Annotated in this window: 24 protein-coding genes and 2 tRNA genes; 13 read left to right on the top strand and 13 right to left on the bottom strand. The window is 71.8% G+C overall.

Features of this window, described 5'->3' with window-relative positions:
- Positions 1–61 precede the first annotated feature (61 nt).
- Together ACFY30_RS01130 and ACFY30_RS01125 are read right to left on the bottom strand one after the other, a co-directional pair.
- The gene (locus ACFY30_RS01130) at positions 62–577 is read right to left on the bottom strand and encodes an NUDIX hydrolase (RefSeq protein ID WP_390843105.1); all 516 of its coding nucleotides are present in this window, start codon (positions 575–577) and stop codon (positions 62–64) included.
- Positions 574–2,034: a zinc-dependent metalloprotease gene (locus ACFY30_RS01125; RefSeq protein WP_390843104.1), complete on the bottom strand. Its 1,461-nt coding sequence runs from the start codon at positions 2,032–2,034 to the stop codon at positions 574–576. The genes ACFY30_RS01130 and ACFY30_RS01125 overlap by 4 nt, the downstream gene beginning before the upstream one ends.
- Positions 2,035–2,230: 196 nt before the next feature.
- On the opposite strand from ACFY30_RS01125, the gene ACFY30_RS01120 reads away from it, so the two are divergent.
- The 4 genes from ACFY30_RS01120 to ACFY30_RS01105 all read left to right on the top strand — a co-directional run bounded on the left by ACFY30_RS01120 (position 2,231) and on the right by ACFY30_RS01105 (position 5,850).
- Positions 2,231–3,343: an SDR family oxidoreductase gene (locus ACFY30_RS01120; RefSeq protein ID WP_390843103.1), complete on the top strand. Its 1,113-nt coding sequence runs from the start codon at positions 2,231–2,233 to the stop codon at positions 3,341–3,343.
- A gap of 562 nt (positions 3,344–3,905) precedes the next feature.
- Positions 3,906–4,367, top strand: a complete 462-nt coding sequence (locus ACFY30_RS01115; RefSeq protein WP_390661145.1) for a molybdenum cofactor biosynthesis protein MoaE — start codon at positions 3,906–3,908, stop codon at positions 4,365–4,367.
- 121 nt (positions 4,368–4,488) lie between these two features.
- Positions 4,489–4,707, top strand: a complete 219-nt coding sequence (locus ACFY30_RS01110; protein ID WP_390843696.1) for a hypothetical protein — start codon at positions 4,489–4,491, stop codon at positions 4,705–4,707.
- A gap of 54 nt (positions 4,708–4,761) precedes the next feature.
- Positions 4,762–5,850: a PDZ domain-containing protein gene (locus ACFY30_RS01105; protein WP_390843102.1), complete on the top strand. Its 1,089-nt coding sequence runs from the start codon at positions 4,762–4,764 to the stop codon at positions 5,848–5,850.
- A gap of 9 nt (positions 5,851–5,859) precedes the next feature.
- Here the strand turns inward: ACFY30_RS01105 and ACFY30_RS01100 are convergent, their stop codons facing one another.
- Complete coding sequence (locus ACFY30_RS01100; protein ID WP_390843101.1) at positions 5,860–6,402, bottom strand: PPA1309 family protein; 543 nt, start codon at positions 6,400–6,402, stop codon at positions 5,860–5,862.
- A gap of 164 nt (positions 6,403–6,566) precedes the next feature.
- On the opposite strand from ACFY30_RS01100, the gene ACFY30_RS01095 reads away from it, so the two are divergent.
- The 4 genes from ACFY30_RS01095 (at position 6,567) to ACFY30_RS01080 (ending at position 12,099) form a co-directional block, all read left to right on the top strand.
- The gene (locus tag ACFY30_RS01095) at positions 6,567–9,515 is read left to right on the top strand and encodes a UPF0182 family protein (protein WP_390843669.1); all 2,949 of its coding nucleotides are present in this window, start codon (positions 6,567–6,569) and stop codon (positions 9,513–9,515) included.
- A 40-nt stretch (positions 9,516–9,555) separates the two neighbouring features.
- Positions 9,556–9,629, top strand: a tRNA-Met gene (locus tag ACFY30_RS01090).
- Positions 9,630–9,837: 208 nt separating this feature from the next.
- A complete protein-coding gene (locus ACFY30_RS01085) occupies positions 9,838–11,733 on the top strand; it encodes a tetratricopeptide repeat protein (protein WP_390843100.1) in 1,896 nt (631 codons plus the stop codon).
- 292 nt (positions 11,734–12,025) lie between these two features.
- Positions 12,026–12,099 (top strand) — tRNA-Met (locus tag ACFY30_RS01080).
- Between the two features lie 55 nt (positions 12,100–12,154).
- Here the strand turns inward: ACFY30_RS01080 and ACFY30_RS01075 are convergent.
- From ACFY30_RS01075 to hisN, 6 genes are all read right to left on the bottom strand, one after another.
- Positions 12,155–13,303, bottom strand: a complete 1,149-nt coding sequence (locus ACFY30_RS01075) for an ABC transporter substrate-binding protein (RefSeq protein ID WP_390843099.1) — start codon at positions 13,301–13,303, stop codon at positions 12,155–12,157.
- Positions 13,300–14,160, bottom strand: coding sequence for an ABC transporter permease (locus tag ACFY30_RS01070; protein WP_390843098.1), 861 nt, complete (start codon positions 14,158–14,160; stop codon positions 13,300–13,302). The genes ACFY30_RS01075 and ACFY30_RS01070 overlap by 4 nt, the downstream gene beginning before the upstream one ends.
- A complete protein-coding gene (locus ACFY30_RS01065; protein WP_390843097.1) occupies positions 14,157–14,924 on the bottom strand; it encodes an ABC transporter ATP-binding protein in 768 nt (255 codons plus the stop codon). The genes ACFY30_RS01070 and ACFY30_RS01065 overlap by 4 nt, the downstream gene beginning before the upstream one ends.
- Positions 14,925–15,079: 155 nt before the next feature.
- Positions 15,080–15,496 (bottom strand): Fur family transcriptional regulator, encoded by a 417-nt coding sequence (locus tag ACFY30_RS01060; protein ID WP_390661141.1) that lies wholly within the window; start codon positions 15,494–15,496, stop codon positions 15,080–15,082.
- A 170-nt stretch (positions 15,497–15,666) separates the two neighbouring features.
- Positions 15,667–16,059: a cyclic nucleotide-binding/CBS domain-containing protein gene (locus ACFY30_RS01055; protein ID WP_390661140.1), complete on the bottom strand. Its 393-nt coding sequence runs from the start codon at positions 16,057–16,059 to the stop codon at positions 15,667–15,669.
- A 215-nt stretch (positions 16,060–16,274) separates the two neighbouring features.
- Positions 16,275–17,075 carry a histidinol-phosphatase gene (gene hisN, locus ACFY30_RS01050; RefSeq protein ID WP_390843096.1) on the bottom strand — a complete coding sequence of 267 codons (801 nt, stop codon included), beginning with the start codon at positions 17,073–17,075 and terminating at the stop codon, positions 16,275–16,277.
- A 141-nt stretch (positions 17,076–17,216) separates the two neighbouring features.
- Between hisN and ACFY30_RS01045 the strand changes: the two genes are divergently transcribed.
- Positions 17,217–17,831, top strand: a complete 615-nt coding sequence (locus ACFY30_RS01045; RefSeq protein ID WP_390843095.1) for a TetR/AcrR family transcriptional regulator — start codon at positions 17,217–17,219, stop codon at positions 17,829–17,831.
- A 110-nt stretch (positions 17,832–17,941) separates the two neighbouring features.
- Here the strand turns inward: ACFY30_RS01045 and ACFY30_RS01040 are convergent, their stop codons facing one another.
- The 4 genes from ACFY30_RS01040 to ACFY30_RS01025 form a co-directional block, all read right to left on the bottom strand.
- Positions 17,942–18,265, bottom strand: coding sequence for a DMT family transporter (locus ACFY30_RS01040; RefSeq protein ID WP_390843093.1), 324 nt, complete (start codon positions 18,263–18,265; stop codon positions 17,942–17,944).
- Positions 18,266–18,364: 99 nt separating this feature from the next.
- Entirely contained in the window at positions 18,365–19,375 is a 1,011-nt protein-coding gene (gene rsgA, locus ACFY30_RS01035) for a ribosome small subunit-dependent GTPase A (RefSeq protein ID WP_390843092.1), read from the bottom strand.
- 10 nt (positions 19,376–19,385) lie between these two features.
- Positions 19,386–20,693: a 3-phosphoshikimate 1-carboxyvinyltransferase gene (gene aroA / locus ACFY30_RS01030; RefSeq protein WP_390843091.1), complete on the bottom strand. Its 1,308-nt coding sequence runs from the start codon at positions 20,691–20,693 to the stop codon at positions 19,386–19,388.
- A 197-nt stretch (positions 20,694–20,890) separates the two neighbouring features.
- Positions 20,891–21,613 carry a M50 family metallopeptidase gene (locus tag ACFY30_RS01025; protein ID WP_390843090.1) on the bottom strand — a complete coding sequence of 241 codons (723 nt, stop codon included), beginning with the start codon at positions 21,611–21,613 and terminating at the stop codon, positions 20,891–20,893.
- A 106-nt stretch (positions 21,614–21,719) separates the two neighbouring features.
- Between ACFY30_RS01025 and ACFY30_RS01020 the strand changes: the two genes are divergently transcribed.
- The 4 genes from ACFY30_RS01020 to rsrA all read left to right on the top strand — a co-directional run bounded on the left by ACFY30_RS01020 (position 21,720) and on the right by rsrA (position 24,413).
- A complete protein-coding gene (locus ACFY30_RS01020) occupies positions 21,720–22,544 on the top strand; it encodes an SOS response-associated peptidase (RefSeq protein ID WP_390843089.1) in 825 nt (274 codons plus the stop codon).
- Complete coding sequence (locus tag ACFY30_RS01015) at positions 22,544–23,173, top strand: alpha/beta family hydrolase (protein ID WP_390843088.1); 630 nt, start codon at positions 22,544–22,546, stop codon at positions 23,171–23,173. Before ACFY30_RS01020 ends, ACFY30_RS01015 begins: the two co-directional genes overlap by 1 nt.
- Before the next feature lie 245 nt (positions 23,174–23,418).
- Positions 23,419–24,114, top strand: coding sequence for a sigma-70 family RNA polymerase sigma factor (locus tag ACFY30_RS01010; protein WP_390661220.1), 696 nt, complete (start codon positions 23,419–23,421; stop codon positions 24,112–24,114).
- Entirely contained in the window at positions 24,111–24,413 is a 303-nt protein-coding gene (rsrA, locus tag ACFY30_RS01005) for a mycothiol system anti-sigma-R factor (RefSeq protein WP_390661130.1), read from the top strand. Before ACFY30_RS01010 ends, rsrA begins: the two co-directional genes overlap by 4 nt.
- Positions 24,414–24,436: the final 23 nt, after the last annotated feature.

Raw genomic sequence — 24,436 nt, 5'->3', positions numbered from 1 at the left:
TCCAGAAGACAGACGTAAGGGGCGGTCACCCTGGTGACCGCCCCTTACGCACGCACCGGCCTCACAGCCGCGCGCGGGTCGCCTCCAGCAGCCGTACGACCGACTGGTCCGCCACGGCCGCCACCTCGTCGTAGCCGAACCAGCGCAGGTCCAGGGACTCGTCGCTGATCGCCTCCACGGCCCCCGCCGGAGCGAGCGCCGCGTACTGGACGTCGAGGTGCCATGCGCACGGGGTCAGGTGCCGGTCCAGGCGCACGGGGCCGCCGGGCAGCAGGCTCAGCCCCGCGATGCCGGACTCCTCCGTCCCCTCGCGCAGGGCGGCCGCGGCCAGCGTCTCGTCGGCCGGCTCGCAGTGGCCGCCCATCTGCAGCCACTTCCGGATCTTCTTGTGCAGCGTGAGCAGCACACGCCCGCGTGAGGGGTCGATCACCAGGGCGCTCGCCGTGATGTGCCCGTCCCCGCAGGCCTTCCACAGGCCGTCGGGGTGGGACGCGAGATGGTCCAGGTAGACCTGGCGCAGGTCGGCCTGCTCCTCGTAGCCCTTGAGTACGAGGACCGCGTCGTCGTAGAGACTCACTCGGCGTCGTCGCCCCCGTCGTCGTCCTGGGTGCCGTCCTTCTTCAGGTTCGGCTTCTCGGCCGAGCCGCCACCGCTCCCCGCCTCGCCGAGCATCTTCTCCAGCTCGGAGAAGTCCAGCTGCTCGCGGTGCACGAAACCGTCCGGGTCGTCCAGGTCGGAGGCCGTCGGCAGCATGTCGGGGTGCGCCCAGAGGGCGTCACGGCCGTCGACACCGCGCGCGTCCGTCAGCGACGCCCACAGGCGGGAGGCGTCCCGCAGACGCCGCGGGCGGAGCTCCAGACCGATCAGCGTGGCGAACGTCTGCTCCGCCGGGCCGCCCGTGGCACGGCGGCGACGCAGGGCCTCACGCAGCGCGTCGGCCGACGACAGCCGCGGCTTGGCGGCCGCGTGGACCACCGCGTCCACCCAGCCCTCGACGAGCGCCAGAGCCGTCTCCAGGCGGGCCAGGGCGGCCTTCTGCTCCGGCGTGTCCTCCGGCTGGAACATGCCCTGCTGCAGCGCGTCCTGCAACTGCTCGGGGTTCTGCGGGTCGAACTGGCCGACCACGTCCTCCAGCTTGGCCGTGTCGACCTTGATCCCGCGGGCATAGCCGTCGACCGCCCCGAACAGGTGCGAGCGCAGCCACGGCACGTGCGCGAACAGACGCTGGTGAGCGGCCTCGCGCAGGGCCAGGTACAGCCGGACCTCGTCCTGGGGGATGCCCAGGTCCTTGCCGAACGAGCCGATGTTCAGCGGCAGCAGCGCCGCCTTGCCGACCGGGCCGAGCGGCAGGCCGATGTCGGTCGAGCCGACCACCTCGCCCGCCAGGACACCGACGGCCTGCCCGATCTGCGAGCCGAACATCGCGCCGCCCATCGAACGCATCATGCCGATCAGCGGGCCGGCCATGGCCTGCATCTCCTCCGGCAGGACGTCGCCCATGGCCGCGCCGACGCGCTCGGCGACCGGGTCGACGAGCTCCTTCCACGCGGGCAGGGTCGCCTCGACCCACTCCGCGCGCGACCACGCCACGGCCGAGCCCGCGCCGGACGGCAGGGACGTCACGTCGTCCAGCCACAGATCGGCCAGACGGACGGACTCCTGGACCGCGGTGCGCTCGGCCGGGCCGACGCTGGCGTCCTTCACGCCGTCCGACGTGCCCTGGGAGACGGTCTGGCGGGCGATCTGCTTGGCCATGTCCCAGTTCACCGGGCCGCCCTCGTACGAGAGCATCTGGCCCAGCTGCTGGAAGGCGGCGCCCAGGTCGGTGGGGTTCAGCGAACCGAACATGGCCGCGAGCGGATTGTCGGCACCTGGACCGCCCGGACCACCGAAGCCGCCGGCTCCGGGAAACCCGAAACCGAACGGGTTGGCCGGTCCCTGACCACCACCGCTCTGCTGGTCCTTCTTCTTGCCCTCGTCGCCGTCCTCCGGCTCCTCCGGCGGAAGGCCGAATCCGAATGGGGTGTCACTCACGGGGTTCCTCGGCTGGTAAGGCCACCGGTTCTCACCCGGCGGCGCGGCTGCCCTGCAACACCACCCAGCGTAGACACCCCGGGGCTCGATCGGGCCTCGGTGCTTCGCCGACTCTTGGCCTGCGGCAGGATGGATGCCACCTGGTACGTACGCGTCACTCGCGCCCGTATGCCAAGACAACCGCTGGAGACACCTGGTGAGTTCCCCAGATCCGCAGGTTCGCGCAGCGCGAAACCACTCAACCCCGGGCGGTTCGCGCGGGCCCGTCGTCGCCGTGACCGGCGCCGCCACCGGGGTCGGCGCGCTGCTCACCGAGCGGCTCGCCGCATCGGACGAGGTCAAGCAGGTCGTCGCCATCGACGAGCGACGGGGCGAGTGCGACGCGGCGCAGTGGCACATCCTCGACGTCCGTGACCCGGCGATCGCCGACAAGCTGCGCGGGGCGGACGTCGTGGTCCACCTCGCGCTCGATCTCGACCTGGGGAGTGACGCCGCCGCCCGGACGGCCTACAACGTGCGCGGGACGCAGACCGTGCTGACGGCCTCCGCGGCGGCCGGGGTGCGCCGTGTCGTGCTGTGCACCTCCTCGATGGTCTACGGGGCGCTGCCGGACAACGAGCTGCCGCTCTCGGAGGACGCGGAGCTGCGGGCCACGGCGGAGGCGACCGGCGTCGGGGACCTGCTGGAGATCGAACGGCTGGCGCGCCGGGCGCCCCGCGCGCACCCGGGGCTGAACGTCACCGTGGTGCGGCCGGCGGTGCTGGTGGGGGGTACGGACACGGCGCTGACCCGGTACTTCGAGTCGCCCCGGCTGCTGGTGGTGGCCGGGTCGCGGCCGGCCTGGCAGTTCTGCCACGTCGAGGATCTGTGCAGTGCGCTGGAGTACGCCGTTCTCGAGAAGGTCGACGGGGAGCTGGCGGTCGGGTGCGACGGGTGGCTGGAGCAGGAGGAGGTGGAGGAGCTCAGCGGGATCCGGCGGATGGAACTGCCGTCGGCGGTGGCGTTGGGGGCGGCGGCGCGGCTGCACCGGATCGGGCTGACGCCGTCTCCGGCGGGGGACCTGGCGTACACGATGTACCCGTGGGTGGTGAGCGGGTCGCGGCTGCATGACGCGGGGTGGCGGGCGCGGTGGACCAATGAGGAGGTGCTCGCGGAGTTGCTGGAGGAGGTCGCCGGGCGGCACACGGTCGCCGGGCGGCGGCTGGGGCGGAAGGACGCGACTGCGGCGGGGGCCGCGGGGGCGACGGTGGCTCTGCTGGGTGCGGCGGCTGTGGTGCGGAGGGCTCGGAAGGCGCGGCGGCGGGTGTGAGGGCGGGGTGGGCGCCGGGAGGTCTTCGCCCCCGCCGCCCTTACCCTTCCCACCCCCAGGGGCTCCGCCCCTTCGCCCCCGCCGAGGGCTCCGCCCCCAGGCCCCCCACGGGGCTGCGCCCCTGTACCCCCACGGGGCTGCGCCCCTGTACCCCCACGGGGCTGCGCCCCTGTACCCCCACGGGGCTGCGCCCCTGTACCCCCACGGGGCTGCGCCCCTTGGACTCCCGCGCCCCTGCACCGCCACGGGGCTCCAACCCTTGGACCGCCGGCGGGGTGAGTCTTCTGGACCTGGCGGGCTGAGCCCTTGCACCCCCAGGGGTTCCGTCCCTGTACCCCGGCGGGCTCCGCCCCCCTGTACCCCCACGGGCTGCGCCCCTCCCCCCCCGCGGGGCTGCACCCCCGCCCCCCCGGCGGGCCGGCCCCCCGGAACCCGAGGGGGCCGCGTCCCCGCCCCCGGGAGGGGTTCCGGCCCCAGACCCCGCTTCCTCCCCGGACGGGCAGTCCTCGGTTGCGGATGGGCTGGGTTCCCGCTGTTCGGGGGCGTGGGGCACGATGGGGGTATGGCATCGACCTTCGATCATCCCGGTGAGCGGGCAGCTCAGGATCCCGTCAAGCTGATCGCCGTCAGGGACACCGCGCTCTCCCTGGACGAGGTCTTCCGGGCCGTCGGGGACGACGCGGCCGGGGGGACGGCGTTGTTCGTGGGCACCGTGCGGAATCATGACGGGGGTGCCGATGTCGACACGCTCGGGTACTCCTGTCATCCCAGTGCCGAGGCGGAGATGCGGCGGATCGCGGAGAAGGTCGTCGCCGAGTTCCCGGTGCGGGCGCTCGCGGCGGTGCACCGCGTCGGGGACCTCGTCGTCGGTGATCTCGCCGTGGTCGTCGCCGTCTCGTGCCCGCATCGTGGGGAGGCCTTCGAGGCCTGCCGGAAGCTGATCGACGATCTCAAGCACGAGGTGCCCATCTGGAAGCACCAGAAGTTCTCCGACGGGACCGAGGAGTGGGTCGGGGCCTGCTGAGGCCGGACGGCCGACACTCCCGGACCTCCGGTTGCGTAACCCCACCCCTGCCGTGAGCGTTGTCAGTGCGGATGGTTAATCTGCTGATCAGTCAGTTGCGGTATGGGGTTGGGAGGTCGGCATGGCTGCGCTCGCCTGGTTGCTGATTCCGCTTGTGGCTGCGATCGGTGCCGGCCTGTGGGGGAGCTGGGCCAACCGCACCCGCAGGACGCGCGGCGACGGGCCCGAACTCGACGGGTACGCCCGTTTCCGGGCCGCGATGGAGAGGTCCGCCGTCCTGGAGAAGCCGGCCGGCGCCGCGAAGACGGTCGTCAGGGAGAGGTCCCACTCCAGTACCTGACCCGGGTGGTGGCCCTGACGGTGCGCTGACAGAACCGTCCCGTACTGTCGAGGCATGCCACGCCGCACCGCGACGATGCTCGCCTCCACCCTCATGCTGATCGCGCTCCTCTGCGCTGGAGTGCTCATCAACGTGCCGTACGCCGAGATGTCCCCGGGACCGACGGTGAACACGCTCGGCGAGCACGACGGCGAGCCGGTGCTGCAGATCTCCGGGCGCAAGACGTATGCGACCAGTGGTCATCTGAACATGACCACCGTGCGCGTCACGAGCGCCGAATACCGGATGAACCTCGTCGAGGCCGTGTACGGGTGGCTGGCCCACGACAACAAGGTGGTGCCGCACGACACGCTCTACCCGGACGGCAAGACCGAGGAGGAGTCCACCCAGGAGAACGCCGAGGAGTTCAGCCAGTCCCAGGAGAGCGCCAAGGTCGCGGCCCTGAAGGAGCTGAACATCCCGGTGCAGTCCTGGGTGATCGTCTCCACGGTGGTCAAGGGGTCCCCGGCGGAGGGCAAGCTGCACGCCGGGGACGTGATCAAGGCCGTGGACGGGACCGCCGTGAAGGCGCCGGGTGACGTCGCGAAGCTGGTGACCGCGCACAAGCCGGAGCAGGACGTCGTCTTCACGATCGTCCCGGCCAAGGAGCAGGCCGCCGCCGAGAAGGCGAACAGGACGGCGACTGGCACGCAGGACGTGACCATCACGACCGCCACCTCCACCGACAGCGGTGAGAAGCGGGCGATCGTGGGGATCTCCGCCGGGACCGACCACACCTTCCCGTTCAGCATCGACATCAAGCTCGCCGACGTGGGCGGGCCCAGCGCCGGTCTGATGTTCGCCCTCGGGATCTACGACAAGCTGACGCCCGGCAGCCTCACCGGCGGCAGCTTCGTCGCCGGCACCGGGACCATCGACGACGACGGCAAGGTCGGGCCGATCGGCGGCATCGAGATGAAGACCGTCGGCGCCAGGAGCCAGGGGGCGCGGTACTTCCTCACACCGGCCGACAACTGCGCGGCCGCCGCCAAGGACACCCCCTCGGGGCTCAGGCTCGTCAAGGTCGACACCATCGACGACGCCCTCGACGCCCTCAAGGACATCCGCAGCGGCGACACCGCCGATCTGCCGAAGTGCACGTGACGCCGGCCGCTACTCCTCGAACGTCGCCGACAGCGCCTCCGCCAGGCCGGGGACCAGGTTCCCGCCGGTGAGCACCTCCGTCGGGGCGTCCTTCTCGCGCAGGCGCAGGGCCGACTCGCGGGTGCCGTCCCGCAGGACCGCGACCGTCATGCGGACCTCCTGCCGGTCCGGGTGCTCGGCCACCCACTGCGTCAGCTTCCCCCCGCTCAGGCCCTGGGGGACCTGGGCCTCGGCGGACGGGGGCAGCATCAGCCGCTCCACGGTCAGGGCGCAGCCGACCACCGCGTCGGGCCAGGCGATGGTGGCCAGGAACTCGTCGAGCGGCTTGTCCGTTGGCACTTCGTCCTGCTCGATCGGGGTGAGGCCGGTGGTCTCGGGCTCGTCCTCCAGGCCGAGCTGGGCGGCGAGCGAGGGTTCCTGAGCCCGCAGCCGTGCGGTGTCTACGAGGGCGAAGAGGCGGGCGGGCTGGTCCCAGCCGAGGCCGGAGGCGTACTCGTCGATCTCGAGTACGGCCCGGGTGAGCGGGTTCGCTGCCATGGGAGTGTTGGACATGGTCACAATCCTCTCTCGTTCTCGGGCGGAATCGGGAACCGAGTAAACGGTGAGTAAGTTGCATAGGTGTGGGCCCACGATCACGGGGGGCCACTGGGGGCCGGCGAACACGCGGGCCTGAGGGATCGACAGCGAACTTCGAGGTGCGCACCTTGGCTTTCCAGATGCCGGACCGCGGCGGAGGCCCGACAGGGCCGCGGATGAGAGTGGGCCGCCCGTCCCGGCGTGTCCGGACCCTGCTCATGACGCTGGGCGTCCTGGCCGTCCTCGGCATGGCGTTCACCATGTTCGCCGGGTTCTGGACGGACTGGCTCTGGTACCGGTCGGTGAACTACTCGTCGGTGTTCACCACCACGCTCTGGACCAAGATCGGGCTGTTCTTCGTCTTCGGCCTGCTGATGTCCCTCGCGGTCGGTCTCAACATCTGGCTCGCCCACCGGCTGCGGCCGCCGCTGAGCGCGATGTCGGTGGAGCAGCAGAGCCTCGACCGCTACCGCATGGGCATCGCGCCCTACAAGACGTGGCTGCTGCTCGGCATCACCTCCCTGGTGGGGCTGATCGCCGGAGCCTCCGCGGCGGGCCAGTGGCGGACCTGGCTGATGTGGGTCAACGGCGTGTCCTTCGGACAGAAGGACCCGCAGTTCCACCTCGACGTGTCGTTCTTCGCCTTCGACCTGCCCTGGTACCGGTTCCTGCTCGGCTTCGGCTTCGCCGCCACGATCCTCTCCCTGATCGCCGCCGCGCTCACCCACTACCTGTACGGCGGGCTGCGCGTCACCAGCCCCGGCGCGCGCGCCACGGCCGCGGCGACCGGGCACCTGTCGGTGCTGCTGGGCGTCTTCGTCGCGCTGAAGGCCGTCGCCTACTGGCTCGACCGGTACGGTCTCGCCGTGAAGTCCAGCGACTTCAAGGCGACGGACAACTGGACGGGCCTGAGGTACGTCGACGCCAACGCCTACCTGCCGGCCAAGACGATCCTGTTCTGCATCGCCGTCATCTGCGCCCTGCTGTTCTTCGCCACCCTGTGGCGGCGGACCTGGCAGCTGCCCGTGATCGGCTTCGGCCTGATGGTGCTCTCCGCGATCCTCATCGGCGGGCTGTACCCGGCGATCGTCCAGAAGTTCCAGGTCCAGCCGAACGAGCAGGCCAAGGAAGCCCCGTACGTCGCGAAGAACCTCAAGGCGACGCGTGAGGCGTACGGCATCGACGGCACGCAGGTCACCGAGTACTCGGGGACGAGCACCACCAAGGACAAGACGCAGCTGCGCGACGACGTCGACGCGACCGCGAGCATCCGCGTGCTGGACCCGAACATCGTCTCGCCGACGTACCAGCAGCTCCAGCAGATGCGGAAGTACTACGCCTTCCCGACCAACCTGGACGTGGACCGCTACACCGTGGACGGCACCGACCAGGACACGGTCATCGGTCTGCGCGAGCTGAACCTCGCGGGCGTCGACAAGCAGAACTGGATCAACAACCACTTCCGCTACACCCACGGCTACGGCGTGGTCGCCGCCAAGGGCACCACCGCCGACGCCGAGGGCCGCCCGGTCTTCACCGAGTCCAACCTGCCCTCCGAGGGCGACCTCGGGACGTATCAGCAGCGGATCTACTACGGCGAGAAGACGACCACGTACTCGATCGTCGGCGGTCCCCAGAAGGAGATCGACTACTCCGACGACAACGGCGAGAAGACCACCAGTTACACGGGCAAGAGCGGGGTCAACCTCTCCAGCCCGGTCAACCGGGCCGCGTACGCGGTGGCGTTCGGCGAGCCGCAGATCCTGTACTCCGGCGCCATCGGCGACGGCTCGCGGATCCTGTACAACCGCACGCCCAAGGAGCGCGTCGAGGCGGTCGCCCCGTGGCTGACCATCGACGGCGACGCGTACCCGGCCGTGGTCGACGGCAAGATCCAGTGGATCGTCGACGCGTACACCACGACGAACGGCTACCCGTACGCCTCCCGTACGACCCTCGGCGACACCACGGCCGACTCGCTGACCGCGACCAACGACAACCGCGCGGTGGTCGCGCAGCAGAACCAGGTCAACTACATCCGCAACTCGGTGAAGGCGACCGTCGACGCGTACACCGGCGACGTCAAGCTCTACCAGTGGGACACCGAGGACCCGGTCCTGAAGACCTGGATGAAGGCCTTCCCCGGCACGGTGGAGCCCAAGACCGCCATCTCGGACGCGCTGATGGCCCATCTCCGGTACCCGCAGGACCTGTTCAAGGTCCAGCGCGAGCTGCTCACCCGCTACCACGTGAAGGACGCCACGACGTTCCTCAGCGGCAGCGAGGTGTGGCAGGTGCCGGACGACCCGAGCAACAAGTCGGGTGACGCGGTGCCGCCGTACTACCTGAGCATGAAGATGCCCGACCAGAAGGCGCAGGCGTTCTCGCTGACGACGACGTTCACGCCCAACGGCCGCGACAACCTCAGCGCGTTCATGGCGGTGGACTCCGAGGCGGGTGCACCCGGTTACGGCAAGATCAGAATCCTGAAACTGCCGACGAGCACGACCGTCGACGGACCGAAACAGGTCCAGAGCCAGTTCAACTCCGAACAGGACATCGCCGAGTCGATCAGACTCCTCAAGGGCGGTGACTCGGACATCGAGTACGGCAACCTGCTGACGGTGCCGCTCGACGGAGGACTGCTTTACGTGGAGCCGGTCTATGTGCGCGGTGGCGGACTCAAGTACCCGCTGCTGAAGAAGGTGTTGGTGACCTACGGCGGCAACACCGCTTTCGAGGACACCCTGGACGAGGCCCTCAACAAGGTTTTCGGCGCGGAGAGCACGACCCCGCCGGAGGACGAGGGCGGCGACACCACCACACCGCCGTCGTCCACCGACCCGACGGTCCAGGAAGCGCTGGACGACGCGCAGAAGGCGTTCACCGCCGGCCAGGAAGCCCTGAAGAAGGGCGACTGGGAGGCGTACGGCAAGGCGCAGAAGGACCTCGAGGCCGCCCTGAAGCGGGCCGAGGAGGCGCAGGACGAGGCGGACAAGAGCGGCAGCACGGCGAGCAGCAGCCCGAGTCCGACCAGCTCGCCGACCTCCGGCGGCAGTCCGAGTCCGAGCAGCAGTCCCAGCGGCTGATCAGGCCCGCCCCGCGTCGTGATACGGTTGTGGAACACGACGCGGGGTGGAGCAGCTCGGTAGCTCGCTGGGCTCATAACCCAGAGGTCGCAGGTTCAAATCCTGTCCCCGCTACTGCAGACGAAGGCCCGGATCCGGTACACGGATCCGGGCCTTCGTCGTGTGCGAACGCATGTCCCGGCGAGACGCATCGACGTGCCGCTGTGGGGAGTTGGGCGAACTGTGTTTGACTTGTCTCTCTGTGGGCATGTCGACAAAACGCTGAAGTGACCTCACGGGCTGCGGTATACACAGGTGTACCCAGGTTGCAGGTGGTGCGACGATGGACGTTATGGGGGACAAGGCAACTCTGTTCGAGACAGGGCGGTTTGTGCAGCCTTCCGGTGAGGAAGCGACCCCGGACCAGGGCCGGGACAAGACGGCGGAAGCCGTCGAGACGGTAGAGACGGAAGAGACAGAGACAGTAGAAACGGCCGAGACGGGGGAGACGGCCGAGACGGGGGAGGCCGTCGAGGAGATGCGGCTGCGGCTCGCAGCGGAGGCCGGCGACGACGAGGCGACCAGCGTCCTCGGGGCCATGCTGCTGCGCCGCGGTGACCTCGACGGCGCCGAGCCGTATCTGCGTGCCGCCACCGCGGCCGGTGACCGGGCCGCGGCCAACAACCTGGGCGTCCTTCTCCATCAGCGCGGATACGCCGACGAGGCGGCCGGATGGTGGCGGATCGCCGCCGTGGCCGGTTCGGCCGCGGCCGCGCACGCGCTGGGGCGCCACTGCCGTGAGTGCGGGGACGAGCCCGCCGCGGAGTACTGGCTGCGCCAGTCCGCCGAGCAGGGCCACGCCCTCGGTGCGTACGCCCTCGCCGACCTGCTGGAACACCGCGGGGACCCCGCGGCCGAGCGATGGATGCGGGCCGCGGCCGAGCGGGGGCACCGGGAGGCGGCGTACCGGCTGGCGCGGGCACTGGACCGCAGGGACGCGCAGGACTCCGAGGGTGACAACGGTGTCTCCACGTCGGCGGAGGCCGAGCAGTGGTACCGGCAGGCCGCCGCGCGCGGGCACCGGCGGGCGTCGCTGCACCTGGGCGCGATCCTGGAGCGGCGGGGTGACCTCAAGGAGGCCGGGCGCTGGTATCTGACGTCCGCCAAGGACGGCGAGGCACGGGCCGCCTGCGCGCTCGGCTTCCTGCTGCGCGACGCGGGCGACACCGAGAACGCCGCGATCTGGTGGCTGCGCGCCGCCCAGGACGGCGACGGCAACGCGGCCAACGCGCTGGGCGCGCTGCACGCCGAGCGCGGCCAGACCCAGACCGCCGAGCGCTGGTACCGGGCCGCGATGGACGCCGGTGACGACAACGGCGCCTACAACCTCGGGCTGCTCTGCGCCGAGCAGGGCCGGACCGCGCAGGCCGAGCAGTGGTACCGGCGCGCGGCGTACGCCGGGCACCGGGAGGCCGCCAACGCGCTGGCCGTCCTGCTGCTCCAGGTCGGGGACACGGCCGGGGCGGAACCCTGGTTCTCCAAGGCGGCGGAGGCGGGCAGCGTCGACGCGGCGTTCAACCTGGGGATTCTGTTCGCCGGGCGGGGCGAGGAGAAGATCGCGCTGCGCTGGTACGAGCGGGCGGCCGCCGCCGGACACACCGAGGCGGCGCTGCAGGTCGGCATCGCGCGGCTGCGGGACGGGGACGAGCCGGAGGCCGAACGGCATCTGCGGTGCGCCGCGGGCGGGGGGAGCGCGGAGGCCGCGTACCGGCTGGCCGCGGTGCTGGACGCGCGGCGGCCGCCGCAGCCGGCGCACGAGCTAGGGGAGATCGTGCACGAGAAGACCGAGTGCGAGGAGTGGTACGAGCGGGCGGCCCAGCAGGGGCACCGGCGGGCGCAGGTGCGGGTCGGGATGCTGGCCGCGGCGCGCGGGGACGTGGTCGAGGCGGCGCGGTGGTACCGGGAGGCCGCCGAGGCCGGGTCGCGCAACGGCGCCTTCAATCTGGGGCTGCTGCTGGCGCGGGAGGGGAGCGAGCCGGAGGCGGTGGTGTGGTGGACTCGCGCCGCCGATGACGGGCATGGGCGGGCGGCGTTGCGGCTGGCCCTGGTCTACGCGCGTCGGGGGGAGCTGGCGGAGGGGCAGCGGTGGGCCGACCGGGCGGTGTCCCTCGGCCCGGGGGAGGTGGCCGAGCGGGCTGCGCGGTTGCGGGACGCGTTGCGGCAGGAGCTGACGGCGTGAGGGTGCCTGCCGGTGCGGGTGCGGGTGCCGGTGCCGGTGGCAGCACCGGTGCTGGTGCTGGGCGGGGGTGGGGCGCGCGGCCCGGCGCTGACGGGGTGCCGCTGCGCCCACCCGTGCCGCCCCAGCGGCACGACGGCCCGCAGTTGCGAGGGGGTGGGTGGGGCATGACTGCCCACCGTTGCGCGGGGGTGGGTGGGGTGCCTGGAGTTGCGCCGCAGCGGCATGACTGCCTGTGGTCGCGACAACTGATTTGCCTCTGACCTCATCCTTCACGTAACGTTGCATTCAACGACGCGGGGTGGAGCAGCTCGGTAGCTCGCTGGGCTCATAACCCAGAGGTCGCAGGTTCAAATCCTGTCCCCGCTACTGAAGGCCGAGGGCCGGAATCCGAAAGGGTTCCGGCCCTCGGTGCTGTGCCGGGTCAGGACCGGTGGCCCACCGCTTCCTCGTACAGGCTCCGGTCCACCGTCCGTGACTCCGGGAGCGGGTCCCCCTTCGTCACACCCTGTGCCGCGTACGCGCTCTGCAGCCGGTCCGTCGTGCCCGCGCGGATCTCCCAGTCCATGCGCAGGGAAGGCGTGGACTCCAGGATCCGCCGGTCGGTCTTCAGGAGCTTCGCGAGGTAGGTGACGAAGCTCGCGTCCTTCTTGTATTCGGCCGCGAAGTACGTGTTCACCGTGCGGATGTGGGCCCTCAGCAGCGCCACCCCCGCGTCCGTGTCCTCGGTGAGCAGGCTCGGGCCGTACAGGAAGCCGCCCAGGGGCTCGCCCTGCGGCTGGCCGCCGAGGAAGGCGTAGGACGCGTTGCCGTCGACCCTGCGCCAGACCGGGTCGAGCAGCCACGCGGAGTCGACGCCGCCGTTCTGGAGGGCGGTGAGCACGTCCGCCGAGCCCAGTTGCCGGTACTGGATGCGGGACAGATCACCGCCGTGGCCGCGCAGCGCCTTCTCCATCGGGTACGCGATCACCGAGCCCTTGCCGATCATCGTGCCCAGCCGCCGCCCGGCCATGGAGACGTCCGCCGCGCTCTCGCCGTCCTTCAGCCGCACCCACAATCCGCTCTTCGAGGCAGGGTCGGGGGAGAAGTTCCCCGCGACCCAGCGGAGGTCGAAGCCGCCCCGGACACCGTTCGTCACGGCCGCCTCCGGAGCCGCCCACAGGGCGTCGATCTCGCCCTTGGCCAGCAGGGGCAGGGCGTCGGGAGTGGGAAGCACCCTGAGCTCGACGTCCAGGCCCTCCCGCGCGAACTCCCCCTTGTCCAGGGCGACCTCCAGCGGCGCCACGTACTCCGCGCTCAGGGTGCCCGTGGCGATCGTCAGTTTCCGCCGCTTCGCCAGGGGCGCGGGCGCAGGGGTGCCGGGACGGCAGCGGGCCGGGGCCCGGGTGGGGGAGAGGTCCGACGGGTCCGTCCAGGAGGTGTCGCCGCAGCCCGCCACCGCGCGGATCGTCCGGGTGTGCGCCGCCTTCGGCGCCGGCTCGCCCGTCTCCGGCGACGAGCACGCCGCGGACGCCAGCAGGGCCCCGACGACGACCGCGACACCGCGAAGGGTTCTGGGGAAGGCGCTCCTCATGACTGCCCCCGTCCCCGGTCCCGCGGCGCCCACGGAGTGAGCAGGCGGCCCACCAGCCGTACGACCTCGGAGAAGAGCACGCCCAGGACGGCCACGCAGGCGATGCCGACGAACATCACGTCGTTCTGGAAGAGCGCCCGCGAGTCGAAGATCAGATGGCCCAGGCCGTTCGTCGCGGCGATCTGCTCCGAGGCGACGATCACCAGGACCGCCACGCCCGCCGCGATCCGCGCTCCCACCAGGACCGAGGGGAGCGAGGCCGGCAGCAGGACGTGCCGGAACATCTGCCAGGGGGAGGCGCCGAAGACGCGTCCCGCGTCGCGGTGGCCGGAGGGTACGGCCATCACCGCCGCCATGGTCGAGATCCACACGAAGAAGAAGACGGTGACCGCCACCAGGGCCACCTGCGGGCCCTCGCCCAGGCCGAACATGTTCAGGAAGACCGGCAGCAGGGCCAGCTTGGGGACCACGTACAGGGCGTCCAGGAGAGGTTCCAGGGCGGCCCTGACCAGCGACAGCGATCCCATCAGCAGGCCCAGTGCGTAGCCCGCCGCCGTACCGGTCGCGTAGCCCGCAAGGACGCGTTTCAGGGTGGCCCACACGTCCGGCCACAGCTCGCCGGCCGCGGCCCGGTCCCAGCCGTCGGCGAGGACGGTGGAGGGGGCGGGGTAGACGCGGTCGTCGATCCAGGAGAGGGTCGCCGCCAGCTGCCACCACAGCACCAGGAGGGCCGGGACGGCGACGGCCAGGGCCAGCTCCAGGGTTCTGCGGCGGCGGTGTGTGCGCACGGGATGGAGTTCCTCGGGGCCCGGGCGGCGGACCAGGACCGCTTCCTTCTCCGGGGCGGTCGTGGTCATGCAGGCACCGCCTCCTTCCGCAGCAGGTCCCACAGCTCGCCCTGCAGGGCCGTGAACCGCGGTGTCGTGCGGATGTCGCCGGTGCGCGGGCGGGGGAACGGCGGGCGGCGCTCGGCGATGATCCGGCCCGGGCGCGCGGACATCACCAGGACGCGGTCACCGAGGAGGATCGCCTCCTCCAGACTGTGGGTGATGAAGAGGGTGGTGGTGCGGGTGGCCTGGGTGAGGTCGAGGAGCTCGTCCTGGAGGATCGTGCGCAGCTGTGCGTCGAGGGCGGCGAAGGGCTCGTCCATGAGCAGGATCTCCGGCTCCACGGACAGGGCGCGGGCGATCGCCACCCTCTGGCGCATCCCGCCCGACAGTGCCGCCGGGTAGGCGTCCGCGACATCGGTGAGGCCCGTGCGGGCCAGCCAGTCGTCGGCGCGGGCGTTCGCCTCGCGGCGCGGGACGCGCTGGACGTCCAGGCCGAAGCGGACGTTCGCCCGGACGGTCTTCCAGTCGTAGATGCCGTAGTCCTGGAAGATCATGGCGGCCGGGCGGGGACTGCGCGTGCGGATCTCCAGGGTGCCCGTGCTCGGGCGCAGCAGGCCCGCCGCGATGCGCAGCAGCGTGGACTTGCCGCAGCCGGAGGGGCCGACCACGCAGACGAACTCGCCGGGGGCGACGGTCAGGCCGAGCGGCCCGAGGGCGGCGACCGCCCCCGGGCCCCGGCCGAAGGTTCGGGTCAGATCGTGTGCGCTGAGTTTCGGATACGGCTCTCCCACGGGGGCTCCTCGCGCGGTGCGGTACGGAAGCGGGGGCGCCGTCGACTTTATGACGGACCGTCAGATTCGGGAAGGTCGCGTGCGCGGCTCGGGGAGGCCGCGCACAGCACGAAGCCCCGGCGCCCAGAGGGGGGCCGGGGCTTCGGTGCGGACCGTCAAGCGGCCGCGCAGTTCGGGCAGATGCCGCGGTACGTCACCTCGACGTCCGAGACCGCGAAGCCGAAGCGCTCCGAGTCGGGGAGGTCGGCCAGCGGGTTGCCGGTCGGGTGGACGTCGCGGATCGCGCCGCAGCGGGCGCAGACCAGGTGGTGGTGCGGGCGGTGCGCGTTGGGGTCGTACCGCTTGGCGCGCCGGTCGGTGGCGACCTCGAGCACCTCGCCGAGGGAGACCAGCTCACCGAGCGTGTTGTAGACGGTCGCCCGGGAGATCTCGGGCAGCTTGGCGACAGCCCTGGCGTGCACCTCGTCGGCCGTCAGGTGGACGTGTTCGCCGTCGAGGACCTCGGCCACGACGCGTCGCTGCGCGGTCATCCGCCATCCGCGTCCGCGCAGCCGTTCCAGAAGGTCACTCATGCGCACCAGCCTAACAGCAGGAGGAACAGTTCCCGATCGGGTGTGATTTTGGAGCAATCCCTGACTTAGACATTGTCCATTATCGGATCGGGGCTGTCCATGCTGGTGAGGGCGGGGGCGGGGGCGGGGGCGGGGGCGGGGGCGGGGACGGGGACGGGGACGGGGCGGGCTCAGGCGGGGACGTGCTGACGGGCCGGTGCCCAGCAGCGGATGATGTCGCGGACCGACACGATGCCGGCCGGTTCGCCGTCGTCGAGGACGACCAGGTGGCGGAAGCCGCCGTGGGCCATGGTGCGGGCCGCCTCCTCCAGCGTCCAGGTGGGGGCGGCGAAGACCACGTTGTTGGTGGTGTGGGCATGGGTGCGTTCGGTGTCCGGGTCCTGGCCGAGACCCACGGAGTTGAGGATGTCCCGCTCGGTGAGGATGCCCATGCCGCCGGCGTCCGGGTCGAGGACGAGGGCCGCGCCGACCCGGCGGGCGGACATCAGGGCGGCGGCCTGGCGGAGGGTGTGGGCGGGGCCGATGGTGAGGACCAGCGTGCTCATGGCGTCGCGGACGAGCATGGGATGGAGCCACCTCCTAGAGAACCCCTGCGCGGAGTGCACCCCGGCGCCGAAGGCTCCTGAGGGGTGCTGCACAAGTTCACAAGTGGGGGGAACCTCAGAGTCTCAGGTAAAGCGGGGGTCAACAAGAGGGCGCGCGCGGTCAATTGAGGGCGCACGCGCTCATCTGTGCCCGGGAGTGGCGCCGTTCGGGGGCCGGGGCGCCGCTTCGCCGTTCAGTAGCGCCGGTTGAGATACCCCAGCAGCTCGTCGTGGAGGAGCCCGTTGGACGCCGCGCCGTTGCCGCTGTGCGGGCCCGGCCGGCCGTCGAGACCGGTGAAGGTGCCGCCGGCCTCCGTCACGACGATCGCGGTGGCCGCCATGTCCCAGAGGGACAGCTCCGGTTCGGCGCACAGGTCCACCGCACCCTCGGCGACCATCATGTACGGCCAGAAGTCCCCGTACGCGCGCGTGCGCCACACCTCCCGGGTCAGGTCCAGGAAGCCGTTGAGGTTGCCGCGCTCCTCCCAGCCGGAGAGCGAGGAGTACGCGAACGAGGCGTCGGAGAGCTTCGAGACGCTGGACACGTGCAGCCGGGTGGCGGAGGAGAGGCTGCGGCCGGTGTAGGCGCCGTGCCCCTTCGCGGCCCACCAGCGGCGGCCCAGGGCGGGGGCGGAGACGACGCCGACCACCGGCTGGTAGCCGCCCTCACCCGCTTCCATCAGGGCGATGAGCGTCGCCCAGACGGGGACCCCGCGAACGTAGTTCTTGGTGCCGTCGATCGGGTCGATCACCCAGCGGCGCGGGCCGGTGCCCTCGATGCCGTACTCCTCGCCGAGGACCGCGTCCCGGGGACGGGCGCGCTGGAGCTGGCCGCGGATGAGTTCCTCGGCGGCCTTGTCGGCCTCGCTCACCGGGGTCATGTCCGGTTTGGTCTCGACCTTGAGGTCGAGGGCCTTGAAACGGTCCATGGTCGCGGCGTCGGCGGCGTCCGCGAGGACGTGCGCGAGTCGGAGGTCGTCGAGGTAGTCCGGCATGGGACGAACGGTATCCGGCGGGGGAGGACGGGGCTACATCAGGCCGGAGTGCGGACAGGCCCCCGCTGTGCCCCACCCGGACCCTTGACAGTGCACCCCGGCGCGTCAAATCTGGGCACATCCGCTCGCCCCCGGGAGGCGATGATGCCTGCAGCGCGGGAATCCCTGTTGGACGCCGCCTTCGAGGCGCTCTCCCTGCGGCCGTGGTCCGCGGTGCGGATGGTGGACGTCGCGGCGAGCGCCGGGGTGTCCCGGCAGACGCTGTACAACGAGTTCGGCAGCAAGGAAGGGCTGGCCAGGGCGCTGGTGCGGCGGGAGGCCGACGGCTACCTCGCCGGCGCCGAGCGGGCGCTGGCCACCCACGGCGACGCCCGCGACCGGCTCACCGCCACCGCCGAGTGGACCGCCTCCGCGGCCCGGGACAACCCGCTCGTACGGGCCCTGCTCACCGGCTGCTGGAGCGAGCGGCTGCCCTCGCCGACGCTCTCCGCCGTGCCGTCCTCCTCCGCCGTGCCCGCGCAGCGGCGGGCGGACGGGCCGCTGCCCTCCCCCGGTGATCTCGTGACGGCCGTCCGGGACCGGGCCGTCGCCGTGCTCGGCGGCCCCGGCGCCGCCCGGGCGGACTCCGCCGACCTGACCCGCGCCTGCGAACTCGCCGTCCGGCTCGCCCTCTCCTGCGTGGCGGCCCCGCCGCCGGGGGAGGCCGGGGTCGCGGACCTGGTACGGAGCGCACTGCCCCGCGCCGGCAACACCTAGCCGGCCGTCCGCCGGTCACCGGCCCCTGGGCTTTGGTCCTTTGCCCTTGCCCTTGCCCTTGCCCTTGCCCTGGTCCTGGTCCTGGTCCGAGACCGCGCCCAGTCCTGTTCCTAGTGCGCCGATCCCGACAGCTGCAGGCCGATCACGCCGATGATCACCAGGCTGATCGAGACGATCTTCAGGGTGGACACCAGGTCGCCGAGGAAGATCATGCCGTAGATCGCGGTGCCCGCCGCGCCGATGCCCGTCCACACCGCGTACGCCGGGCCGACGTCGAGCTTCTTCAGGGACAGGGTCAGCAGGCCGAAGCTGCCGAGGGCGAAACAGCAGAAGGCGATGGTGGGCCAGAGCCTGGTGAAGCCGTGGGACAGCTTGAGGCAGACGGCGAAACCGGTCTCGAGCAACCCGGCCACGATGACCAGCAGCCACGCCATGTGCTGTCCCTCCGTAGGTCCGGCTCGGTGCGATTATGCACTTACCGGACTCACCACCCCACAAACAACGCGGAGGTCAGTCGCTCTCCTGGCGGCCCGTCAGTCCCCCTCCGTACGCTCCCTCGTGGCCAGAAGCCGACGCAGCGAGTACAGCCGGGCCGGGTCCGCGTGGCCCTCGGCGACCCACTCGTCCAGCGCGCAGTCCGGCTCGTCGTGACTGCACGCGCGCGGGCAGCCCGCGGTGCCCGGTTCCAGGTCGGGGAAGGCGTGGATCACCCGGGACGGGTCGACGTGGTGCAGACCGAAGGACCGTACGCCCGGAGTGTCGATCACCCAGTCGTCGGTGCCCGCCAGGGGCAGCGCGAGCGCCGAGGTCGTGGTGTGCCGGCCCCGGCCGGTCACCGCGTTGACATGACCGGTCAGACGCCGCCGCTCCGTGGGGACCAGCGCGTTGACGAGGGTCGTCTTGCCGACGCCCGAGTGCCCGACGAACGCCGTGGTCCGCCCGGTCAGATGCTCGCGCACCCGGTCCGCCGCGTCGCCGTTCTCCAGCTCCTCGCGGCTGGTGACGACGTACGGGATGTCGAGGTGGCCGTACAGCTCCAGCAGCTTGTCCGGCGACGCCAGGTCCGACTTCGTCATGACCAGCAGCGGGGTCAGACCGCCGTCGAACGCCGCCACCAGGCAGCGGTCGATCAGCCGCGGGCGCGGCTCGGGGTCGGCCAGGGCCGTGACCACGGCGAGCTGGTCGGCGTTGGCGACCACCACCCGCTCGTACGGGTCGTCGTCGTCCGCGGTGCGGCGCAGCACCGAGGTGCGCTCCGCGATGCGGACGATCCGGGCGAGGGTGTCCTTCTGGCCGGACAGATCGCCGACCAGGGCGACCCGGTCACCCACGACCGCCGCCTTGCGGCCCAGTTCCCGGGCCTTCATCGCGACCACGATCCGGTCCTCGACCAGACAGGTCAGCCGGCCCCGGTCGACGGTGAGGACCATGCCCTCGGCGGCGTCCTCGTGCTTGGGCCTGATGTGCGTACGAGGCCGGTTGCCCTTGCGGTTGGGGCGGGAGCGGATGTCGTCCTCGTCGGTGTGCTTGCCGTAGCGGCGCATGGCGAAGTCCCTATACCCCGAGCATCCCGGTCCACAGCTCGGGAAAGTCCGGCAAGGTCTTCGCCGTCGTCGCCACGTTCTCGATCCGCACACCCTCCACGGCCAGGCCGATGATCGCACCGGCCGTCGCCATACGGTGGTCGTCGTAGGTGTGGAAGACCCCGCCGTGCAGCGGGCGCGGGCGGATGTGCAGGCCGTCGGCCGTCTCCGTCACATCACCGCCGAGCTCGTTGATCTCCTTGGTGAGCGCGGCCAGCCGGTCCGTCTCGTGCAGCCGCAGATGGGCCACCCCGCGCAGGGTGGACGGGGAGTCCGCGAGGGCGGCGACCGCCGCGATCCCCGGCGTCAGCTCTCCCACGTCGCCCAGGTCGACATCGATGCCGTGGAGCGAGCCCGAGCCGGTGAGGACCAGGCCGTAGTCGGTCAGCTCGCAGGAGCCGCCCATCTCGGTGAAGATCTCCCGCAGCCGGTCACCCGGCTGGGTGGTGCGCGCCGGCCAGTCCGGGATCAGCACCCGCCCGCCCGTCACCAGCGCCGCCGCCAGGAACGGCTGGGCGTTCGACAGGTCCGGCTCGATCGTCAGGTCCCGGCCCAGCAGGGCGCCCGGCGTGACCCTCCAGACGTTGGGCTCGCCGCCCGACTCCGGGGTGTCCACCTGGGCGCCGACCGCGCGCAGCATGTCCACCGTCATCCGGATGTGCGGCAGGGAGGGCAGGGAGGCGCCGATGTGACGGACCTCCACGCCCTGGTTGAAACGGGGGCCCGAGAGCAGCAGCGCCGACACGAACTGGGAGGACGAGGAGGCGTCGATCTCCACCGGGCCGCCGTCCAGCGCGCCCGAGCCGTGCACGGTCAGCGGCAGCGCGCCCCGCCCGTCGTCGTCGATCCGGGCGCCGAGCACGCGCAGCGCGTCGATGACGCCGTTCAGGGGGCGCTCGTACGACCGCGGGTCGCCGTCGAAGCGGACGGAGCCGTCGGCGAGGGCGGCCACCGGCGGAAGGAAGCGCATCACGGTGCCCGCGTTGCCGACGTCCACCGTGGCCGGGCCGCGCAGGCCCGCCGGGAGGACCCGCCAGGCCTCGCCGGTGCCGTCGGGGCCCACGCCCTCCTCGATCTCGATGCCCATCGCCCGCAGGGCCTCGGCCATCAGCAGCGTGTCGCGGGAGCGGAGGGGGCGGCGCAGCCAGCCGGGCTCGGAGGCGAGGGCGGCGAGGACGAGGGCACGGTTGGTGACCGACTTCGACCCCGGCACGTGGACCGTCGCGTCGACGGCGTCGCTCGCGGTGGGGGCGGGCCAGAGGGCCAGGTTTTCGGGCATGCAGTCACTTTAGTGCCGGTGGTCGGGTGCGGCGCCGCCGTGGCCGGTCGCGCCCGCCGGCGCGGGCGCGGGGCGGGCACCGCCCCGCGCCTCGGGCGCCCCGCGCCTCGGGCGCCCCGCGCCTCGGGCGCCCCGCGCCTCGGGCGCCCCGCGCCTCGGGCGCCCCGCGCCTCGGGCGCCCCGCGCCCGCGGGGCGCTCACATCTCCAGCAACCACCGGCCCCCGCCCATCAGCGCGCACAGGCTCACCACGTGGAACAGGAACAGCCACAGCGCCGCCGGCACATGCGTCAGCCGTGACAGCTGGTCGGCGTCCGAGTCGCCCGCCCCGCCCCGCGACCTCTTCATCTGCAGCTCGAACGCCGGGCGCACGCCCCCCAGCAGCAGGAACCACACCACCGCGTACGCGAACGCGGCCTGCACCTGGGGGCCGGCCAGCCAGGAGACCAGCAGGAACGTGCCCCCGGTCACCACGACGGTCAGCGCGCCGTACGCGTTGCGGATCATCACCAGCATCGCCACCAGCAGGGCGGTGGCCAGCCACAGCAGCAGCGTGATGCGGCCGGCGCCGAGCAGCGCGGCGCCGCCCAGGCCGAGCAGCGGGGGAGCGGTGTAACCGGCCGCCGCCGTGAGGATCATGCCGAGGCCGTGCGGCTTGCCGCGGCTCACCGTCAGGCCGCTGGTGTCGGAGTGCAGCCGTATCCCGGTGAGCCGGCGGCCCGTCAGCAGCGCGACCAGGCCGTGGCCGCCCTCGTGGGCGATGGTGATCGCGTTGCGCGACACCCGCCACAGCGGATGCGGCACGACGACCGCGAGGGCCGCGACCGCCGTGGCGATCACCACCCACAGATCGGGGTCGGACTGGGTGCCGACGAGCCGGTCCCAGAGGTCGGGCAGCGCGGTGGCGGCGGTGCTGGCCATGTTTTCCGGTGGCTCCCTCTCGTGTAGGTGCACAGACGGCCGGCGCGTGATGCCGGTGCCGGGGGGTGGTGGTCGGGGGACGGGCGGGCCTGGCAGTGTGGCACGTATGTGCGGACGGTATGCAGCGAGTCGCAGGCCCGAGGATCTCGCAGGAATCTTTGAAATCGAGAGGGGGGTTCCTCAGGTGCCCGAGGAGACCCTGGCCCCCGATTACAACGTGGCGCCGACCAAGGAGGTCTACGCCGTCCTCGACCGTCCGGTGAAAGACGCCGACGACCGGCGTCCGGTTCGGCAGCTGCGCAAGCTGAAGTGGGGGCTCGTGCCCTCCTGGGCCAAGTCGCCCGAGGGCGCGGCCCGGATGATCAACGCGCGCGCGGAGACCGTCCACGAGAAGCCGTCGTACCGCCGCGCCTTCACCGCCCGGCGCTGCATCCTGCCCGCCGACGGCTACTACGAGTGGGTCACGGCCAAGGAGGAGCGGGAACTGGAGGTCGAGGGGAGGAAGAAGCGGGCGCGCAAGCAGCCCTACTTCGTGCTCCCGGCCGACGGCTCGGTGTTCGCGATGGCCGGACTCTACGAGTTCTGGCGCGACCGCACCCTGCCCGACGACCACCCGCAGGCCTGGTGGGTGACCTGCTCGGTGATCACGACCGAGGCCGAGAGGACCCCGCTCGCGGTGGCCCCCGCCGACGGCCCGCACGCCCTTGCCGACATCCACCCCCGGATGCCCCTGATGCTCACCCAGGACCGCTGGGACGCCTGGCTGGACCCGGCCCGCACGGACCCCGACGACCTGCGGTCCCTGCTTCAGCCCCCGCCGGCCGGCCTGATGCGCGCCTACCCGGTCTCCACGGCCGTCAGCAACGTCCGCAACAACAGCCCGGAGCTGCTGAAGGAGCTGGAGGGCCCGGAGGAGGGCACACTCTTCTGATGACCAGCGAGATCATTCCGACGGACGCCGGTGACGCCCGGGTCACCTGGCACAGGGCCGCGAAGGCGCGGCTCGTCCTCGCCGTCAGCCACGGTGCCGGGGGCGGGATCGAGGCCCGCGACCTCCAGGCGCTGGCGCGGGTGCTGCCGGGGCACGGCGTGACCGTCGCCCTCGTCGAGCAGCCCTGGCGGGTGGCCGGCAAGAAGGTGGCGCCGGCGCCGAAGACGCTCGACGTGGGCTGGCGGGGGATCTGGCCGGCGGTCGCGCGGCCCGGCCTGCCGGTGATCTCCGGCGGGCGCTCGGCCGGCGCGCGGGTGGCCTGCCGTACCGCGGCCGAGCTCGGTGCCCACGCCGTCCTCGCGCTCGGCTTCCCGCTCCACCCGCCGGGCCGGCCGGAGAAGTCCCGCGCCGCCGAGCTGCTCGGCGCGGGGGTGCCCACCCTCGTCGTCCAGGGCGGCAACGACACCTTCGGCAGGCCCGGGGAGTTCCCCGAGGGGGCGTACGAGATCGTCGAGGTGCCGTACGGCGACCATGGCTTCGCCGTGCCCAGGCGGGCGGAGATCGGCCAGGAGGAGGCCGTGGCGATCGTCACCGACGCGGTGGTGAAGTGGGCCGGCTCACTCGGGTAAAGACTCGGGAATGTCGGGGGACGGCCCGCTGTTGAGCCGGACAGAAGTGCTGAACACGCAGCACCGACGTCTGAGAGGAAGTCCGCCGCATGGGTTCGACCATCTGCCCGAGCCGCACTGACCTGGACTGGACGGTGCTGCACGCGGCCAGGACCGCCCCTATTCGAGGGGCGGCGGCCACGGGTAGTCGTCTATCCTCCGATTCGAGTGGGACCGGTTTCGGTTCCGCGCAGATCTTCGAGGAGGTGGGTCCGGTCACCGGTACCGACGCAGGGACCGACAACGGCCAGGCGGAGCTGCCCGAGGGCCAGGGCGTGGGCGTGGAGACGAGCGACGAGTCGTCCGCGGAGCGCAGCGCGCGCTTCGAGCGGGACGCCCTCGAGTTCCTCGACCAGATGTACTCGGCCGCGCTGCGCATGACGCGCAACCCGGCGGACGCCGAGGACCTGGTGCAGGAGACGTACGCCAAGGCGTACGCGTCCTTCCACCAGTTCCGCGAGGGCACCAACCTCAAGGCCTGGCTGTACCGGATCCTCACCAACACCTTCATCAACTCGTACCGCAAGAAGCAGCGCGAGCCCCAGCGCAGCGCGGCCGAGGAGATCGAGGACTGGCAGCTCGCCCGTGCCGAGTCGCACATGTCGACCGGTCTGCGCTCCGCCGAGTCGCAGGCGCTGGACCACCTGCCCGACTCGGACGTGAAGGAAGCACTTCAGGCCATTCCCGAGGAGTTCCGCATCGCTGTGTACCTCGCGGATGTCGAGGGCTTTGCGTACAAGGAGATCGCGGACATCATGGGGACACCCATCGGTACGGTGATGTCCCGGCTGCACCGGGGCCGCCGTCAACTGCGCGGCATGCTCGAGGACTACGCCCGTGAGCGCGGGCTGGTCCCGGCCGGCGCCGGAGACTCGAACGAAGCGAAAGGCTCGGGCTCATGAGCTGCGGAGAGCCGCACGAGACGGACTGCAGTGAGGTCCTCGACCATCTGTACGAGTTCCTCGACAGCGAGATGCCGGACGTCGATCGCGACAAGTTCAAGCAGCACTTCAACGAGTGCTCGCCGTGCCTGGAGAAGTACGGGCTCGAAGAGGCCGTGAAGAAGCTGGTCAAGCGGTGCTGCGGCCATGACGACGTGCCGACCGACCTGCGTTCGAAGGTGATGGGCCGGATCGAGCTGATCCGCTCCGGACAGACCGTGCCCGAACACGACGTGACGGTCACCCCTCAGGAATCCTGAGTCCGGCGCCCAAAAGCACCGCC

Origin of the sequence: Streptomyces sp. NPDC000345, assembly GCF_042898825.1 — a bacterium.
Classification (GTDB): domain Bacteria; phylum Actinomycetota; class Actinomycetes; order Streptomycetales; family Streptomycetaceae; genus Streptomyces.
Note: the sequence above shows the minus strand (reverse complement) of the source record. Positions and strands in the feature narration are given on the sequence as shown.